Raw genomic sequence first — 15,701 nt, forward strand, 5'->3', positions numbered from 1 at the left:
GGCCGCCGCGATCTGGCACAACCACAAGACCCGCCAGCCCGTCACACGATCCTTGACCGCATACGACCACTGATCATTCGGAATGACTCGTCTAGTCGGGGCTGCGGAGAACGAGGCAATCACCGGGCCGCCGCAGCGCGAGCTGAATGGGGCGCCGCCACGACCCACCAAGCGCTCGACGACACTGCCCGTGTCAACCGGCATGCAGCTCTCACAAACGTTCCTTTGCCCGAGCAAGATTAAATAGGAGCACGCGAAGACCGCACAAAAGGCGATCGGGTCGCAGAAGCCGTTCTCACTCAAGAGCGGCAAGAGCGGGGTTCTGCGACTTGCGTTGTGCGAAACTCCGGGGTCATGACGGACCTTCAAGAGCCTTCCCCGCCTGCCGGGTCGGAAGCCGATCTCGTCGAACGCCATCCGTGCCCGAAGTGCAAGGCGGCTCCCGGCTCGCCGTGCCGCTCACGCTCCGGCGCGGTCGCCAGCGCCTACCACACCGGCCGCTTCACCAAGGTGCCGAAGCTCGCGAAGGAGTTGCGGGTGCAGACGCCGGCCGACCGCGGGCCCGGTCAGCCGTGGCGGCCCGGGGCTCCGGTGCCCGCCGCGGTCGATCCGGACCTGCCGAGCGCGGACATCCGCATCGGCTACGCCCGCTGCTCCACCCTCGGGCAGGAACTCGACTCGCAGCTGGACGCGCTCGCCAAGCACGGCATCGACAGGGACAAGGTCTTCAGCGAGAAGATCAGCACCCGCATCAAGGTCCGCCCCGCCTTCGAGGAGGCGCTGAAGACCGCCCGGGAGATCAAGGCGCACGCCCCGCACTGCCGGGTCCTGTTCACGGTGTACGAGATGAAGCGGCTGGGACGGGACGCGGCCGAGCTCACCGCCCTCGCGGACCATCTGACCGAGCACGGCTTGGTGCTGGAGATGCTCGCCGGACCGCTGCCCGGCATCTACGACCCCACCGGGCCGGGGAAGCTGCTGTTCGGCTTCTTCGCGGCGATGGCGGAGACCGAACGGGAGACCATCCGCGAGTCAACGCTGGAAGGGCTCGACACCGCGGCCCGCAAGGGCAAGTACGGCGGCCGGCCCCCGGTCATCACCGACGACATGCTGCACACCGTGCTGCGGCGCAAAGTCCTCGGCGAGTCCGTCGAGCAGATCCAGCCCGACCTGATCATCCCCACTGGCAAGCGCAAGGGCGAGCACCCGTCCGTGGCCAGCATCTACCGGGCGCTCGCCGAGCACGAGAAGGCCCGCGCGTACCCCGAGGCCATCGAGGCGGCCCACGACGACTTCGCCGCTCTTCAGCAGCGCGACCGCAGCTCCGTGTAGTTACTCATTGTTACTCACCACTTGGCGGCAGCTATACGAGAACTGGGCCCAGATAGTGCGTGGTCAGCACGATGGTGGTGCCCTCCCCGGAGAGCCGGCGGACCAGCTCCCAGAACCGGCGGCGGGCGGCCGGGTCGAATCCGGTGGTGGGTTCGTCGAGAAGCAGCAGCTCGGGGCCGCCGATCACCCCCAGTGCCACATCGAGCCGCCGCCGCTGGCCGCCCGGGAGGGCCTTGACCCGGCTGGTCGCCTTCTGCCCGAGCCCGACCAGCTCGATGACCTCTTCTGGGTCCCGGGGGGCGGGGTAGTAGCGCGCGAAATGGGTGACGGTTTCACGGACCGTCAACTCGGCGGGCGCGGATTCATCCTGCCAGACGATGCCGATTCGAGACCGCCACCGGCGATTTCCGGTCGCCGGATCGGAGCCGAGGACGCTCACACTGCCCGCGTCACGGGTGCGATGGCCCTGGAGGATCTCCACCGTGGTGCTCTTGCCGGCACCGTTCGGCCCGAGCAGCCCGAAGACCTCGCCCCTGCGGATGCCCAGGTCCAGGTCGTCAACCGCCGTCACGTCGCCGTAGCGCTTACGGAGTCCCGTCACGTTCACCGCGAGTTCTGTCATGGCGACAAGCCTGGTCACAGGGTGTGACCCGCGGTACGACCATGCGTTCATCCTTATGTCCACCGAACGGTGGACAGGGTCACAGGTGCGGCAGAATGACCGTGCCCCAGCAGGCCACCGAGTGATGGAACGGCGATATGACGACTGCAGCGCTGGACGACGTGTCCTCCGGTGAGAAGACCGACGGCTCGACGGACGCGATCGGCGGCAGCCGGTCGCTGGGCTGGCTGCTGATGATCACGGGCGCGGCGGGGCTGCTGGCCGCGTGGATCATCACGATCGACAAGTTCAAGCTGCTGGAGGACCCGTCGTTCACCCCGGGGTGCAGCCTCAATCCGGTGGTTTCCTGCGGCAACATCATGAAGAGCGACCAGGCGACCGTTTTCGGGTTCCCCAATCCGATGCTGGGCCTGGTGGCGTACTCGATGGTGATCGCCATCGGCGTCGGCCTGCTAGCGGGCGCCCGCTACAAAAAGTGGTACTGGCTGGGCCTGAACGCGGGCTGTCTGTTCGGCGTGGGCTTCTGCATGTGGCTCATGTACCAGTCGCTCTACCACATCAACGCGCTGTGCCTGTGGTGCTCGCTGGCCTGGGCCGCCACGATCGTGATGTTCTGCTACGTCACCGGGCACAACATCAAGCACCGGATCATCAAGGTGCCGGAGGGGCTGCGCAAGGGGCTCATGGAGTTCCACTGGATGCCGCCGGTGCTGTGGATCGGTGTCATCGGAATGCTCGTTCTGACCCGCTGGTGGGACTTCTGGACCAGCTGAGGCGGCTGCCCCGGCCCGGCCCCCCGCCGAGCTCGCGCCCCCGGCGCCCATCGCGTTCCGCCGGCCCCCGCGCCCGCCGGGGTCGCCGCACCACCGCACCCGTCCCGCTCTCCTGCGCCCCCGCGCCGGGCCGAACGGCCTGGCCGGGGGCGCTGTCGGTGCGCTGGCATAGGCTGCACAGCGTGGAGCCCGACCTCTTTACCGCCGCAGCCGAAGAACGCCAGGAGAAGGACCCGTCCAGCAGCCCCCTGGCGGTACGGATGCGTCCGCGCACCCTGGACGAAGTCGTGGGCCAGCAGCATCTGCTCAAGCCCGGTTCGCCGCTGCGCCGGCTCGTCGGGGAGAGCGGCGGTCCGGCCGGGCCGTCCTCGGTGATCCTGTGGGGGCCGCCCGGGACCGGTAAGACCACCCTCGCCTATGTCGTGTCCCGGGCCACCGACAAGCGCTTCGTGGAGCTGTCCGCGATCACCGCGGGAGTCAAGGAGGTCCGCGCGGTCATCGAGGGCGCCCGCCGGGCCGCTGGCGGTTTCGGCAAAGAGACCGTTCTTTTCCTCGACGAGATCCACCGCTTCTCCAAGGCCCAGCAGGACTCGCTGCTGCCCGCCGTGGAGAACCGCTGGGTGACGCTGATCGCCGCGACCACGGAGAATCCGTACTTCTCGGTGATCTCCCCGCTGCTCTCCCGCTCGCTGCTGCTGACGCTGGAGTCGCTCACCGACGACGACCTCAAGGGGCTGCTGCGCCGGGCGCTCGGCGAGGAGCGCGGGCTGGGCGGGGCCGTCGTCCTGCCCGGGGACGCCGAGGCGCATCTGCTGCGGGTCGCGGGCGGCGACGCCCGCAGGGCCCTGACCGCGCTGGAGGCCGCGGCGGGCGCGGCGCTCGACAAGGGGGAGAAGGAGATCTCCCTGACGACCCTGGAGGAGACGGTCGACCGCGCTGCGGTGAAGTACGACCGGGACGGCGATCAGCACTACGACGTGGCGAGTGCCCTGATCAAGTCCATCCGGGGCTCCGACGTGGACGCGGCCCTGCACTATCTGGCCCGCATGATCGAGGCGGGGGAGGACCCCCGGTTCATCGCGCGCCGGCTGATGATCTCGGCGAGCGAGGACATCGGCCTCGCCGATCCGACGGCTCTGCCGACCGCCGTCGCCGCCGCCCAGGCGGTGGCCATGATCGGCTTCCCGGAGGCCGCGCTGACCCTCAGCCACGCCACGATCGCGCTGGCGCTCGCCCCGAAGTCGAACACCGCGACCACGGCCATCGGCGCGGCCCTCGCGGATGTGCGCGCCGGGCTCGCGGGCCCGGTGCCCGCGCATCTGCGGGACGGCCACTACAAGGGCGCGGCGAAGCTGGGTCACGCGCAGGGCTATGTCTATCCGCACGACGTGCCGGGCGGTATCGCGGCCCAGCAGTACGCTCCGGACGCCGTCCACGGCAAGCGGTACTACGAGCCGACCCGGTACGGGGCGGAAGCACGCTACGCGGACGTGGTGGAGCGGGTCCGCGAACGGCTAGGACGCCCCGGCTCCCCCGGCGACTGAGCGCCCCGGCGGGTCGGCACGGCTCGCCACGACGCCCGGCGCGAAGCCCACCGGCGGCAAGCCGCGTACAGCCCCATGTGGCTCGACGCGTGCCCCGGAGCAACCCGTGAACGCCGCCCAGGTGTACGCCCTCCGTCTCTGGGACCGGGCCCGCCCTTTCCCGTGACCTCGTGGGCCTGACGGGTGCCCCGGAGGGGGGCGTGGACGCCGTCCAGGCGCCTGCCCTCCGTCTCTGGGACCGGGCCCCCCTCCCTTTCACCCCATGTGCCTGGTGGGTGAGCCGACGAGTGCCTGGACCCTTTCCCTTCACCCCTTGTGCCTGGTGAGTGAGCCGAAGGGGGCCGTGGGTGTCGAAAGGGAGAGCGCGCGGAGGCCGCGAGGAACGAGCGGTCGAGCACGGTCGACCGTCGACGCACACTGAAGGCCCCCGGAGGGGAACCGAGCCACAAAGCAAAAGCCGCGCGTCGGTGACTGTCCGGAGGGCCTTCGCCCGGCCCACCGGTCGAGCACGGTCGACCGTCGACACCCACTGAAGGCCCCCGGTGGGGGTCCCCCCGGACGGAGTCTGGGGGAGAACCGAACCACAAAAAAATCAGTGCGCCGCAGCCTCGAACAGCGTGTGCATCGCGCGGCGCAGCTCCGTGACGTCCCGTACCGGCGCCGGGAAGTCGAAGCGCGCGTCGAAGCACCGGTCGCCCACGAACCGCACCCGCAGCCCGAACCGGTCCAGCGCCAGCGGGACCGCCCGCCCCCGCCCGCGGGCCGCGCCACCGGGCCCCGCGGCCCCGTCCGCGCGCTCGCCGAGGAGCCCACACAGCTCCTGCACCTGTTCGCCGTGCGCGGAGTGCAGATGCTGGAGCAGTTCGGCCTCGTGCGCGACGAGCGGATCGACCGGGGCCCGGGCGAAGTCCTCGGGCTCGACGGCGGACGCGCCCCACAGATCGTCCACGCACAGCTCGCCCACTTCGAGCCGGAGCATCATGGCACCCGGCTCGGCGAGCCCGGGGGCGCAGGTGAGCCAGCCGGAGACCCAGGCACGCCCCCGGATACGGTGGGGAACGGACACCGGCGCCACGTCCGTGATCTCCAGCAGCGCCGAGAGCTCGTCGTCGTGGGCGTGGGTGGCCGCGCGCACGGCGGGGGAGTCGGCGGGGAAGAGCAGGAACACCTCACCGTCCGGGCCCACCACCCGCGCCTGCGGAGCCAGCAGCTCCGGGCGGGTGGTCTCCACGCCGGGAATCAGCAGTACCCCGGAGGATGTACTCTGTACGAGAGTTCGTGTGCGCTCGGCTGCTGACGGCATCCGCGCGATATCAAGCCCGCTGGGACGCGGCTGACCATGAGCTGATCGGACCTCCGTCGCCTCGGCGCTCTTGCGAGCAGCGTCGACGTTCTCTGTGCTGTCCGTGATGCGTTTGGTGTTCCCAGGGCGAGACATGCGATCTCCTTGAGTAAGGTGAGCCTAACCTAACCTACAACGGAGGTCTGGAGAACGTGCCTAACCAGTCGCGTCCCAAGGTCAAGAAGTCCCGTGCGCTCGGCATCGCCCTGACGCCGAAGGCCGTCAAGTACTTCGAAGCCCGCCCGTACCCCCCGGGTGAGCACGGCCGCGGCCGCAAGCAGAACTCGGACTACAAGGTCCGTCTGCTGGAGAAGCAGCGTCTGCGCGCCCAGTACGACATCAGCGAGCGCCAGATGGTCCGCGCCTACGACCGCGCGCGCAAGGCCGAGGGCAAGACCGGCGAGGCGCTGGTCATCGAGCTGGAGCGCCGCCTCGACGCCCTGGTGCTGCGTTCGGGCATCGCCCGCACCATCTACCAGGCCCGCCAGATGGTCGTCCACGGCCACATCGAGGTCAACGGCGGCAAGGTCGACAAGCCGTCCTTCCGCGTCCGCCCCGACGACGTCGTGATGGTCCGCGAGCGCTCCCGCGACAAGGCCCTGTTCCACGTCGCGCGTGAGGGCGGCTTCGCGGCCGACGGCGAGACCCCGCGCTACCTGCAGGTCAACCTGAAGGCCCTGGCGTTCCGCCTGGACCGCGACCCGCAGCGCAAGGAAGTCCCCGTGATCTGCGACGAGCAGCTGGTCGTCGAGTACTACGCCCGCTGATCCGCCGCGCCCGGTCCGTCCGGGCGCGACGCGCGGCCGAGCGTGTCAGCCCGCCGTCTCCCCGCCCTTTCCGGTGGGGGAGCCGGCGGGCTCTCGCGTCCGTGCGGGGGCCGGGTCCGCCGCCGACGGGGCCGGACGGCCGGCCGGTCCGGTGAGCGCCCGGCGCACGGCCGCGTCCGGCGACAGCTCCCGCCCCTCCCGTACCAGCGCCACGTACCGCTGCGGACCCAGCGCCTCACGCGCCCTCAGCCGGCCCAGGGCGCTCGGCGCTCCGAAGTGGCCGGATCCGAAGAGCGGGGGACCGACCGCGTCCCAGAGCGGGGCCGCGGCGCCCTGGAGCACCGCCGCCTCCGCAGGATCGCCCTCACCCGCGGTCACCAGTGCCAGCAGCTCGATCGCCAGCACCAGCCCGACCAGGTCGCGGAAGCGATGGCCGGTCGCGATCGCCTCGGCCAGCAGTTCACGCGCCGTCTCGAACCCGCCCTCCGTCCAGGCCGCGTAGGCGAGGATATACAGCGCGTACGCACGGGTCCACAGCTCGCCGTGCTCCTCGCAGATCTCCCGGACCTCCTCGCAGAGGGCGACGGCCTCCGGCAGCCGGTCCTGGAAGACCAGTGACATGGCCAGTTCGACCTGCCCCATCAGCACATGGCTGTTGAGTTCGCCGAGTTCCCGGTACGCGTCCAGCGCGGCGCGCAGAAGCTCCTCCGCGTGCGGCATCTCGTCGGCGAGCAGCGCCAGACACCCCAGGCGGTGGACGGCGTACGCGGCCGCCGGGCTGCCCGCGCGACCGGCCTCCTCACGGCACGCGTGCAGCGCGCCCGCGGCGGCAGCCCCGTCGCCCTGGAGGATCGCCACATAGCCGAGGACCCACAGGGCCCTGAGCCGTGCCTCCTCGTGCTCGCCCCCCTTCGCGAGCGCGCGGTCCAGCCAGAGCCGGCCCTCCGCGAGCCGGCCGCAGCCGACCCAGCAGAACCAGAGCGTGCCCGCCAGATACTGGCCCAGACGGGTGTCCTCCTCGCTCTCCAGACACAGTTCCAGGGCGGCCCGCAGATTCGGCAGCGCGCTCTCCGCACAGGCCGCGACCTCCGGCTGACGGGGGCTGAACCAGTCCAGCTCGCACCAGGTCGCCAGGCCCATGTACCAGTCGCGGTGCCGCTTGCGCATCCGTCGGGTGTCGCCCAGGGCCGCCAGCCACTCCCCGCCGTAGGCGCGCAGGGTGTCCAGCATCCGGTAGCGCACCCCCGCCGGGGTCTCCTCACGGATGATCACGGACTGGGCGAGCAGTCCGGCCACCACGTCCGGGACCCGGTCGGCGGGCAGATCGGGGCCGCTGCACACATACTCGACGGCCTCCGGATCGAACGGGCCGGCGAACACGGAGAGCCGCGCCCACAGCAGCCGTTCCTCCGGGGTGCACAGCTCATGGCTCCAGCCGATCGCCGTGCGCAGGGTCCGATGGCGGGGCGGCGCCCCCCGCCCGTCGCCGGTGAGCAGCCGGAACCGGTCGTCCAGCCGCTCCAGCACCTGTTCGACCGAGAGTGCGGGCAGCCGCCGGGCGGCCAGCTCCAGCGCGAGCGGAATCCCGTCGAGCCGCAGACACAGCTCCCGCACGGCGGCGCGGTCCGCGTCGGCCGGCCGGAAGCCCGGCAGCGCCAGGGCCGCGCGATCGGCGAAGAACTCGACGGCGTCGGACTCCGACAGGGGCGCCAGCGTGAGAACCGCCTCCCCCTCGATGCCCAGCGGTCTGCGGCCCACCGCGAGCACACGGAGCCCGGGCGCCCCGCGCAGCAGATCGCGTACGAGGGCGGCGCAGGCGTCGGTGAACTGCTCGACACCGTCCAGGACCAGTAGCAGCCGCCGCCCGGCGAGACGGCCGAGCAGGACGTCGCGGGGCGGCCGGGTGGTCTGGTCGGTGATCCCCAGCGCCTCGGCGAGGGTGTGGTCCAGCAGCCCGGGGTCGCGGACCGTCCCCAGCTCGACCAGCCGGACACCGTCGGCGTACCGATTCTGCAGAGCGCTCGCGCCCTCCGCGGCCAGCCGGGACTTGCCCACGCCGCCCGCCCCGGAGACCGTGACCAGCCGGGAGGCGTCGAGAAGCCGGGTGAGGTCCGCCAGCTCACCGGTACGGCCCACGAACCGGCCCGGTCCGGCCGGGAGAGCGCCCCGGACGGCGGGGGAGGAGTGGGGAGGGGCATCGGAGGACGGGCTGTCGCGATGGGTGCGCCACATGGGACACGCAGCGTACCGGCGCGTATCCGGTCCGTACAATCATCCGGAAGCCGTCCTGGCCTTCCCGGGGGGAATGCGGTAGGGGAGGCGACCACGGGCGCGATAGGGTCGGAGGGACGATTTCCGGGGTTTCCCCGAAGACTCAACAAGACGATCAAGACGATCAAGACGATCAAGACGATCAAGCGTCGAGCAGAGAGCGGTGCAGCGTGACCGGTGGAGAGGTTGCCGGGATCCTGGTGGCCGTCTTCTGGGCGATTCTGGTCTCCTTCCTCGCCGTGGTGCTGGCGAGGCTGGCCCAGACGCTCAGGGCGACCACCCGGCTGGTGACGGAGGTGACCGAGCAGGCGGTGCCGCTGCTCGCGGACGCGTCCGCGACGGTCCGCTCCGCGCAGACCCAGCTCGACCGGGTCGACGCCATCGCGACGGACGTCCAGGAGGTCACCTCCAACGCCTCCGCGCTCTCCACCACGGTGGCCTCCACCTTCGGCGGCCCGCTGGTCAAGGTCGCGGCCTTCGGCTACGGCGTGCGCAGGGCGATGGGGCGCAGGTCCGACGGGACGACGGCGCCCGCCCGCGAGCGGTCCGACCGCACGGTGATCGTCGGCCGTACCGTGGCGCCCGCCCGGACCGGACGCGGCCGGTGGGGCAGGAAGGGCTGACGCACATGTTCCGCCGCACGTTCTGGTTCACCGCAGGCGCCGCAGCCGGCGTCTGGGCCACCACCAAGGTCCACCGCAAGATCCAGCAGCTCACCCCCGAGAGCCTGGCGGCACAGGCCGCGAACAAGGCCGTCGACGCAGGTCACCGGCTCAAGGACTTCGCACTCGACGTCCGGGCCGGAATGATCCAGCGCGAGGAGGAGTTGGGTGAGGCACTCGGAGTGAACGCCCCGCCCGACCCCGAGCTGCCCGCACAGCGCCGCCGCCCCGCTATCGGCCGGGCCGCCGGCGCCCCCGCGACGCGCCCCGACCACCCCGACAACCCCGACAACCCGTACGACCGGAATGAGGACCACTGATGGAGTCGGCTGAAATCCGCCGCCGCTGGCTGAGCTTCTTCGAGGAGCGCGGGCACACCGTCGTGCCTTCGGCGTCGCTCATCGCGGACGACCCGACTCTGCTGCTGATCAACGCGGGCATGGTCCCCTTCAAGCCGTACTTCCTCGGCGAGACCAAGCCGCCCGCCCCGCGTGTCACCAGCGTGCAGAAGTGCGTCCGCACCCCGGACATCGAGGAGGTCGGCAAGACCACCCGGCACGGCACCTTCTTCCAGATGTGCGGCAACTTCTCCTTCGGGGACTACTTCAAGGAAGGCGCCATCACCTACGCCTGGGAGCTGCTGACCAGCCCCCAGGACCAGGGCGGCTACGGCCTGGACCCCGAGCGGCTGTGGATCACGGTCTACAAGGAGGACGACGAGGCCGAGCAGATCTGGCGCGACGTCGTCGGCGTGCCCGCCGAGCGCATCCAGCGTCTGGGCATGGGCCCCAACTTCTGGTCGATGGGCGTCCCCGGCCCCTGCGGTCCCTGCTCCGAGATCAACTACGACCGCGGCCCGGAGTTCGGCGAGGAGGGCGGCCCGGCCGTCAACGACGAGCGCTATGTGGAGATCTGGAATCTGGTCTTCATGCAGTACGAGCGCGGCGCCGGCGAGGGCAAGGAGGACTTCCCCATCCTCGGGGACCTGCCCTCGAAGAACATCGACACCGGCCTCGGCCTCGAACGTCTCGCCATGATCCTCCAGGGCGTGCACAACATGTACGAGACCGACACCCTGCGGGTCGTCATGGACAGGGCCACCGAGCTGACCGGGGTGCGCTACGGCGCCGACCACGGCACCGACGTCGCGCTGCGCGTGGTCGCCGACCACATCCGTACCTCCGTGATGCTGATCGGTGACGGTGTCACCCCCGGCAACGAGGGCCGCGGCTATGTGCTGCGCCGCATCATGCGCCGTGCCATCCGCAACATGCGCCTCCTCGGCGCCACCGGCCCGGTCGTCGCCGAGCTCGCCGACACGGTCATCACGACCATGGGGCAGCAGTACCCGGAGCTGATCACCGACCGCAGCCGGATCGAGACCGTGGCCCTCGCGGAGGAGGCCCGGTTCCTCAAGACGCTCAACGCCGGTACGAACGTGCTCGACGGCGCCGTGAGCGAGGCCAGGGACGCCGGGTCGACCGTGCTCTCCGGTGACAAGGCGTTCCTGCTCCACGACACCTGGGGCTTCCCGATCGACCTCACTCTGGAGATGGCCGCCGAGCAGGGCCTGTCCGTGGACGAGGACGGCTTCCGGCGGCTCATGAAGGAGCAGCGGGACCGGGCCAAGGCCGATGCCCGGGCCAAGAAGACCGGGCACGCCGATCTCTCCGCCTACCGCTCGGTCGCCGACACCTCCGGAGCCACCGAGTTCACCGGTTACGTCGCCAACGAGGGCGAGGCGACCGTCGTCGGCCTGCTCGTCGACGGCGTGCCCTCGCCCGCCGCCGTGGAGGGCGACGAGGTCGAGGTCGTGCTCGACCGGACCCCCTTCTACGCCGAGGGCGGCGGCCAGCTCGCCGACCAGGGCCGTATCCGGCTGGACTCCGGTGCGGTCATCGAGGTGCGCGATGTCCAGCAGCCCGTTCCCGGTGTCTTCGTGCACAAGGGATCGGTGCAGGTCGGCGAGGTCACCGTCGGGGCCGGTGCCCACGCCGCCATCGACGTGCCCCGCCGCCGGGCCATCGCCCGCGCCCACAGCGCCACCCATCTCACCCACCAGGCGCTGCGGGACGCCCTCGGCCCCACCGCCGCCCAGGCTGGTTCGGAGAACTCTCCCGGGCGCTTCCGCTTCGACTTCGGTTCGCCGTCCGCCGTACCGGGCACGGTGCTCACGGACGTCGAGCAGAAGATCAACGAGGTGCTCGCCCGGGAACTCGACGTCCAGGCCGAGGTCATGAGCATCGACGAGGCCAGGAAGCAGGGCGCCATCGCCGAATTCGGCGAGAAGTACGGCGAGCGGGTCCGGGTGGTGACCATCGGCGACTTCTCCAAGGAGCTGTGCGGTGGCACCCATGTGCACAACACCGCCCACCTCGGCCTGGTGAAGCTGCTCGGCGAGTCGTCGATCGGCTCGGGCGTGCGCCGGATCGAGGCCCTGGTCGGCGTGGACGCGTACCACTTCCTCGCCCGGGAGCACACGGTCGTCGCCCAGCTCCAGGAGCTGGTCAAGGGCCGTCCCGAGGAGCTTCCGGAGAAGATCTCCGGCATGCTCGCCAAGCTGAAGGACGCCGAGAAGGAGATCGAGCGGTTCCGTGCCGAGAAGGTGCTGGCCGCCGCCGCGGGGCTCGCCGAGGGCGCGAGAGACGTACGGGGTGTCGCCCTGGTCACCGGACGGGTGCCGGACGGGACCACCGCCGACGACCTGCGCAAGCTGGTCCTCGACGTCCGCGGCCGTATCCCCGGTGACCGCCCGGCCGTCGTCGCCCTCTTCACGGTGGCGAACGACCGCCCGCTGACCGTCATCGCCACCAACGAGGCCGCCCGTGAGCGCGGGCTCAAGGCCGGTGACCTGGTCCGTACCGCCGCCAAGACGCTCGGCGGCGGCGGTGGCGGCAAGCCGGACGTGGCCCAGGGCGGCGGGCAGAACCCGGACGCCGTCGATGAGGCCGTCACCGCGGTCGAGCGACTGGTGGCCGAGACCTCGTGAGGCGCGGACGCCGTCTCGCGATCGATGTCGGGGACGCCCGGATCGGGGTCGCCTCGTGCGACCCCGACGGGGTCCTCGCCACCCCGGTGGAGACCGTGCCGGGACGCGACGTCCAGGCCGCCCACCGCAGGCTGAAGCAACTGGTCGAGGAGTACGAGCCGATCGAGGTCGTCGTCGGACTGCCCCGCTCGCTCAGCGGCGGGGAAGGCCCGGCCGCCGCCAAGATCCGCACGTTCGCCCGGATGCTCGCCCGCACCGTCACCCCGACACCCGTCCGGCTGGTCGACGAGAGAATGTCCACAGTGACGGCCAGTCAGGGCCTGAGGGCCTCGGGAGTGACGGCCAGAAAAGGCCGTTCGGTCATCGATCAGGCCGCCGCCGTGGTGATCCTCCAGAACGCTCTGGAGTCCGAACGGGCGTCAGGCACGCCCCCGGGCGAGGGCGTCGAAGGGATTGTCTGATCGCGATACGGTAACGTTCCGCGCGATGTGGCGGTGTTCGAACAGCTGCCCCACAGAAATGAGGCGGAACGGTACCTCGTCCGCCTCGCGGCCCTAGGGGAATCGATGACTGATTATGGCCGGAGCCCCGGCTCCGAACCGTGGCATTCCGATGACCCTTTGTACGGCGATCAGGGATGGGACGGGCAACAGGCTGTTTCCGGTCAAGTTCCCTACGACGGACAGGCGCAGCAGCAGTACCCCCAGCAGCCGTACTCGCAGCAGCCCCAGGAGCCGCAGCAGCCCTACGGCGCCCAGGACCCGTATCAGCAGCAGTACGGCCGGCAGGGCTACGACGGACAGCAGCAGTACGCCGCCGATCAGCACACCTACGGCGGCGACCAGCAGCAGTACGGCACCGCGGACCCCTACGCCGGCGCCTGGGACACCGGCGGGCAGGCGGGCATGCCGTACACCGGCACCCCCGCCGACCCCCTCGGCGGCCAGCCCGGCACCGGCTACCCGGGCGGGCAGGCGGACGACCACTACGCGACGCCCGAGGCGTACCCGCCGCCGCAGCCCCCGGGCCGCCGCCACGCCGGACCGGAGGCCGGCCACACCTCCTGGGACGCCGAGGCCCCGGAGGAGGAGAAGCACGCCTTCTTCACCGACAACGGTCTCGACGACGACGCTACGCGCGATGACGCCCCCGGGGAGAGCCGTGAGCCCCGCCGCCGGGGAGGCGGCGCGGGCGGGGGCGAGCGCCGGGGCAAGGGCAAGAAGAAGAGCCGCAACGGCTGCGCCTGCCTGGTCGTGTCGCTGGTGCTCGTCGGCGGGCTCGGCGGCGCCGGGTACGTCGGCTACCAGTTCCTGAAGGGCAGATTCGGCGCGGCCGAGGACTACTCCGGCGCGGGCAGCGGCTCCGTCACCGTCGAGATCCCCAAGGGCGCCGGCCTGCTGGAGATCGGCAGCATCCTGAAGAAGCAGGGCGTGGTCAAGAGCGCCGGGGCTTTCGTCTCGGCGGCCAACAAGGACGAGCGCGCCAAGGGCATCCAGGACGGCGTCTACCTGCTGGCCAAGGAGATGTCCGGGGCCAACGCGGTGAAGTCGATGCTCGACCCCAAGAGCCGCAACGTCATGATCATCCCCGAGGGCAAGCGGAACTCCTTCGTCTACGCCCAGATCGACAAGCGCCTCGGACTGAAGGCGGGCTCCACCAAGAAGGTCGCTCAGACCCAGGCGAAGTCCCTCGGGCTGCCCTCGTGGGCCGGCGGCAACCGGGAGATCAAGGACCCCCTGGAAGGGTTCCTGTTCCCGGCGAGCTACCCGGTCGCCAAGGGCATGAAGCCCGAGGCCGTCCTGCGGAAGATGGTCGCCCGCGCGAACGAGGAATTCGGCAAGCAGGATCTCCAGGCGGAGGCCGAACGGCTTGGCCTGAAGTCGCCGCTTGAGTTGCTGACCGTCGCGAGTCTCGTCCAGGCCGAGGGCAAGTTCAAGCAGGACTTCGACAAGGTCTCGCGTGTCGTCTACAACCGTCTGCAGCCCGAGAACACCGAGACGGTCGGACGGCTGGAGTTCGACTCGACCGTCAACTACATCAAGAACCAGAGCACGCTGGACATCGGCAGCGTCGACTCGCTGCGGAGCATCAAGGACCCGTACAACACGTACTCCATCAAGGGGCTGCCGCCCGGCCCGATCGGCAACCCGGGGCTGACCGCGTTCAACTCGGCGCTCGACCCGACGCCCGGCCCCTGGTACTACTTCGTGTCGATCACCGAGGACGAGACGCTCTTCGCGGAGACGAACGAGGAGCACGAAAGCAACCGCAGGAAGTACCAGGAACAGCAGGAGAACTCCGGCCAGTGAGCAGCACCCGGCGGCGCGCGGCGGTCCTCGGATCGCCGATCGCCCACTCCCTCTCTCCCGTACTGCACCGCGCCGCCTATGCGGAGCTGGGCCTGACCGACTGGTCGTACGACCGCTTCGAGGTGGACGAGGCCGCCCTGCCCGGCTTCGTCGGGAAACTGGACGGCACCTGGGCCGGCCTCTCGCTGACCATGCCCCTCAAGCGGGCGATCATCCCGCTGCTCGACACCATCACCGCCACCGCGTCCTCGGTGGAAGCGGTGAACACCGTCCTCTTCACGGAAGACGGCCGCCGCATCGGGGACAACACCGATGTCCCCGGCATGATCGCCGCGCTGCGGGAGAGGGGCGTCGACAAGGTCGACTCGGCCGCCGTGCTGGGCGCGGGTGCGACGGCCGCCTCCGCGCTCGCCGCGCTCGCACGGATCTGCGCGGGCCCGGTCACCGCGTACGTACGCGGTGCGGCGCGGGCGTCTGAGATGCGCGGCTGGGGCGAGCGGCTCGGCGTCGAGGTGCGGACCGCCGACTGGGCGGACGCCGCGGAGGCCCTGCGCGCGCCGCTGGTCGTCGCGACCACTCCGGCCGGAGCCACCGACTTCCTCGTGGACGCGGTGCCCGCACGGCCCGGCACCCTGTTCGACGTCCTGTACGAGCCGTGGCCCACCCCGCTCGCGGCAGGCTGGTCCGCACGCGGGGGCGCCGTCGTCGGCGGACTCGACCTCCTCGTCCACCAGGCCGTGCTCCAGGTCGAGCAGATGACGGGCCGCGCGCCCGCACCGCTCGCCGCCATGCGGAACGCGGGCGAACGGGCGCTCGCCGAACGCTAGTGCGGTGACCGGGAACGTTCACCGGCCTGCGACGCCCGGCACGGCACGTCTCCCCTCGTAGCCCTGCGGGCACGGGTGGTGCCCCCTGCGTTGTCGGACCGCGCGAGTACGGCGCGTACGAGCTGCGGACCTCCGCCTCGCGCTGCACCGCACCGGACGCCGCAGGCTCACCGGCAAACCTTTCCGGTCTCCGCACTGGGATCCTCCGCGTTCCCTGGGTGATGCGATTCCCTGGGTGATGCGGCCGGGAGGTCACGATGGTT

General features: G+C 71.0%; 13 protein-coding genes and 1 pseudogene. 10 read left to right on the forward strand and 4 right to left on the reverse strand.

What is annotated here, in order from left to right; genetic code table 11:
* The coding region (locus tag ACFYT4_RS32100) for a hypothetical protein (RefSeq protein WP_389277037.1) at nucleotides 1-204 on the reverse strand (204 nt) is incomplete at its 3' end.
* 150 nt (nucleotides 205-354) lie between these two features.
* Between ACFYT4_RS32100 and ACFYT4_RS32105 the strand changes: the two genes are divergently transcribed.
* Nucleotides 355-1,332: a recombinase family protein gene (locus ACFYT4_RS32105; protein WP_389277040.1), complete on the forward strand. Its 978-nt coding sequence runs from the start codon at nucleotides 355-357 to the stop codon at nucleotides 1,330-1,332.
* 49 nt (nucleotides 1,333-1,381) lie between these two features.
* Here the strand turns inward: ACFYT4_RS32105 and ACFYT4_RS32110 are convergent.
* Nucleotides 1,382-1,954 (reverse strand): annotated as a pseudogene (locus tag ACFYT4_RS32110) (ABC transporter ATP-binding protein); the annotation flags it as partial.
* 137 nt (nucleotides 1,955-2,091) lie between these two features.
* On the opposite strand from ACFYT4_RS32110, the gene ACFYT4_RS32115 reads away from it, so the two are divergent.
* Complete coding sequence (locus tag ACFYT4_RS32115; protein ID WP_389277043.1) at nucleotides 2,092-2,727, forward strand: vitamin K epoxide reductase family protein; 636 nt, start codon at nucleotides 2,092-2,094, stop codon at nucleotides 2,725-2,727.
* A 182-nt stretch (nucleotides 2,728-2,909) separates the two neighbouring features.
* Complete coding sequence (locus tag ACFYT4_RS32120; RefSeq protein ID WP_389277046.1) at nucleotides 2,910-4,271, forward strand: replication-associated recombination protein A; 1,362 nt, start codon at nucleotides 2,910-2,912, stop codon at nucleotides 4,269-4,271.
* Between the two features lie 592 nt (nucleotides 4,272-4,863).
* Here the strand turns inward: ACFYT4_RS32120 and ACFYT4_RS32125 are convergent.
* On the reverse strand, nucleotides 4,864-5,574 hold the full coding sequence (locus tag ACFYT4_RS32125; protein ID WP_389277145.1) for a DUF2470 domain-containing protein: 711 nt from the start codon (nucleotides 5,572-5,574) through the stop codon (nucleotides 4,864-4,866).
* Between the two features lie 191 nt (nucleotides 5,575-5,765).
* On the opposite strand from ACFYT4_RS32125, the gene rpsD reads away from it, so the two are divergent.
* Nucleotides 5,766-6,380, forward strand: a complete 615-nt coding sequence (gene rpsD, locus ACFYT4_RS32130) for a 30S ribosomal protein S4 (protein ID WP_389277049.1) — start codon at nucleotides 5,766-5,768, stop codon at nucleotides 6,378-6,380.
* 45 nt (nucleotides 6,381-6,425) lie between these two features.
* Here the strand turns inward: rpsD and ACFYT4_RS32135 are convergent, their stop codons facing one another.
* The gene (locus ACFYT4_RS32135) at nucleotides 6,426-8,612 is read right to left on the reverse strand and encodes an ATP-binding protein (protein WP_389277052.1); all 2,187 of its coding nucleotides are present in this window, start codon (nucleotides 8,610-8,612) and stop codon (nucleotides 6,426-6,428) included.
* Nucleotides 8,613-8,821: 209 nt separating this feature from the next.
* Between ACFYT4_RS32135 and ACFYT4_RS32140 the strand changes: the two genes are divergently transcribed.
* The 6 genes from ACFYT4_RS32140 (at nucleotide 8,822) to ACFYT4_RS32165 (ending at nucleotide 15,438) form a co-directional block, all read left to right on the forward strand.
* Entirely contained in the window at nucleotides 8,822-9,274 is a 453-nt protein-coding gene (locus ACFYT4_RS32140) for a DUF948 domain-containing protein (protein ID WP_389277055.1), read from the forward strand.
* Nucleotides 9,275-9,279: 5 nt separating this feature from the next.
* Nucleotides 9,280-9,633, forward strand: coding sequence for a DUF6167 family protein (locus ACFYT4_RS32145; protein WP_389277058.1), 354 nt, complete (start codon nucleotides 9,280-9,282; stop codon nucleotides 9,631-9,633).
* The gene (alaS, locus tag ACFYT4_RS32150) at nucleotides 9,633-12,302 is read left to right on the forward strand and encodes an alanine--tRNA ligase (protein ID WP_389277061.1); all 2,670 of its coding nucleotides are present in this window, start codon (nucleotides 9,633-9,635) and stop codon (nucleotides 12,300-12,302) included. The genes ACFYT4_RS32145 and alaS overlap by 1 nt, the downstream gene beginning before the upstream one ends.
* Nucleotides 12,299-12,763 carry a Holliday junction resolvase RuvX gene (gene ruvX, locus ACFYT4_RS32155; RefSeq protein WP_389277064.1) on the forward strand — a complete coding sequence of 155 codons (465 nt, stop codon included), beginning with the start codon at nucleotides 12,299-12,301 and terminating at the stop codon, nucleotides 12,761-12,763. The genes alaS and ruvX overlap by 4 nt, the downstream gene beginning before the upstream one ends.
* Before the next feature lie 105 nt (nucleotides 12,764-12,868).
* Entirely contained in the window at nucleotides 12,869-14,611 is a 1,743-nt protein-coding gene (gene mltG, locus ACFYT4_RS32160) for an endolytic transglycosylase MltG (RefSeq protein WP_389277067.1), read from the forward strand.
* The gene (locus tag ACFYT4_RS32165; RefSeq protein ID WP_389277070.1) at nucleotides 14,608-15,438 is read left to right on the forward strand and encodes a shikimate dehydrogenase; all 831 of its coding nucleotides are present in this window, start codon (nucleotides 14,608-14,610) and stop codon (nucleotides 15,436-15,438) included. The genes mltG and ACFYT4_RS32165 overlap by 4 nt, the downstream gene beginning before the upstream one ends.
* Nucleotides 15,439-15,701 lie beyond the last annotated feature (263 nt).

Source organism: Streptomyces sp. NPDC004609, from assembly GCF_042873655.1.
GTDB lineage: Bacteria > Actinomycetota > Actinomycetes > Streptomycetales > Streptomycetaceae > Streptomyces.

Excerpts from the sequence above, each read along its gene's own strand:
- ACFYT4_RS32105 (WP_389277040.1), top strand. The coding sequence starts at position 355 with ATGACGGACCTTCAAGAGCCTTCCCCGCCTGCCGGGTCGGAAGCCGAT.
- ACFYT4_RS32115 (WP_389277043.1), top strand. The coding sequence starts at position 2,092 with ATGACGACTGCAGCGCTGGACGACGTGTCCTCCGGTGAGAAGACCGAC.
- ACFYT4_RS32125 (WP_389277145.1), bottom strand. The coding sequence starts at position 5,574 with ATGCCGTCAGCAGCCGAGCGCACACGAACTCTCGTACAGAGTACATCC.
- ACFYT4_RS32135 (WP_389277052.1), bottom strand. The coding sequence starts at position 8,612 with ATGTGGCGCACCCATCGCGACAGCCCGTCCTCCGATGCCCCTCCCCAC.
- ACFYT4_RS32145 (WP_389277058.1), top strand. The coding sequence starts at position 9,280 with ATGTTCCGCCGCACGTTCTGGTTCACCGCAGGCGCCGCAGCCGGCGTC.
- alaS (WP_389277061.1), top strand. The coding sequence starts at position 9,633 with ATGGAGTCGGCTGAAATCCGCCGCCGCTGGCTGAGCTTCTTCGAGGAG.
- mltG (WP_389277067.1), top strand. The coding sequence starts at position 12,869 with ATGACTGATTATGGCCGGAGCCCCGGCTCCGAACCGTGGCATTCCGAT.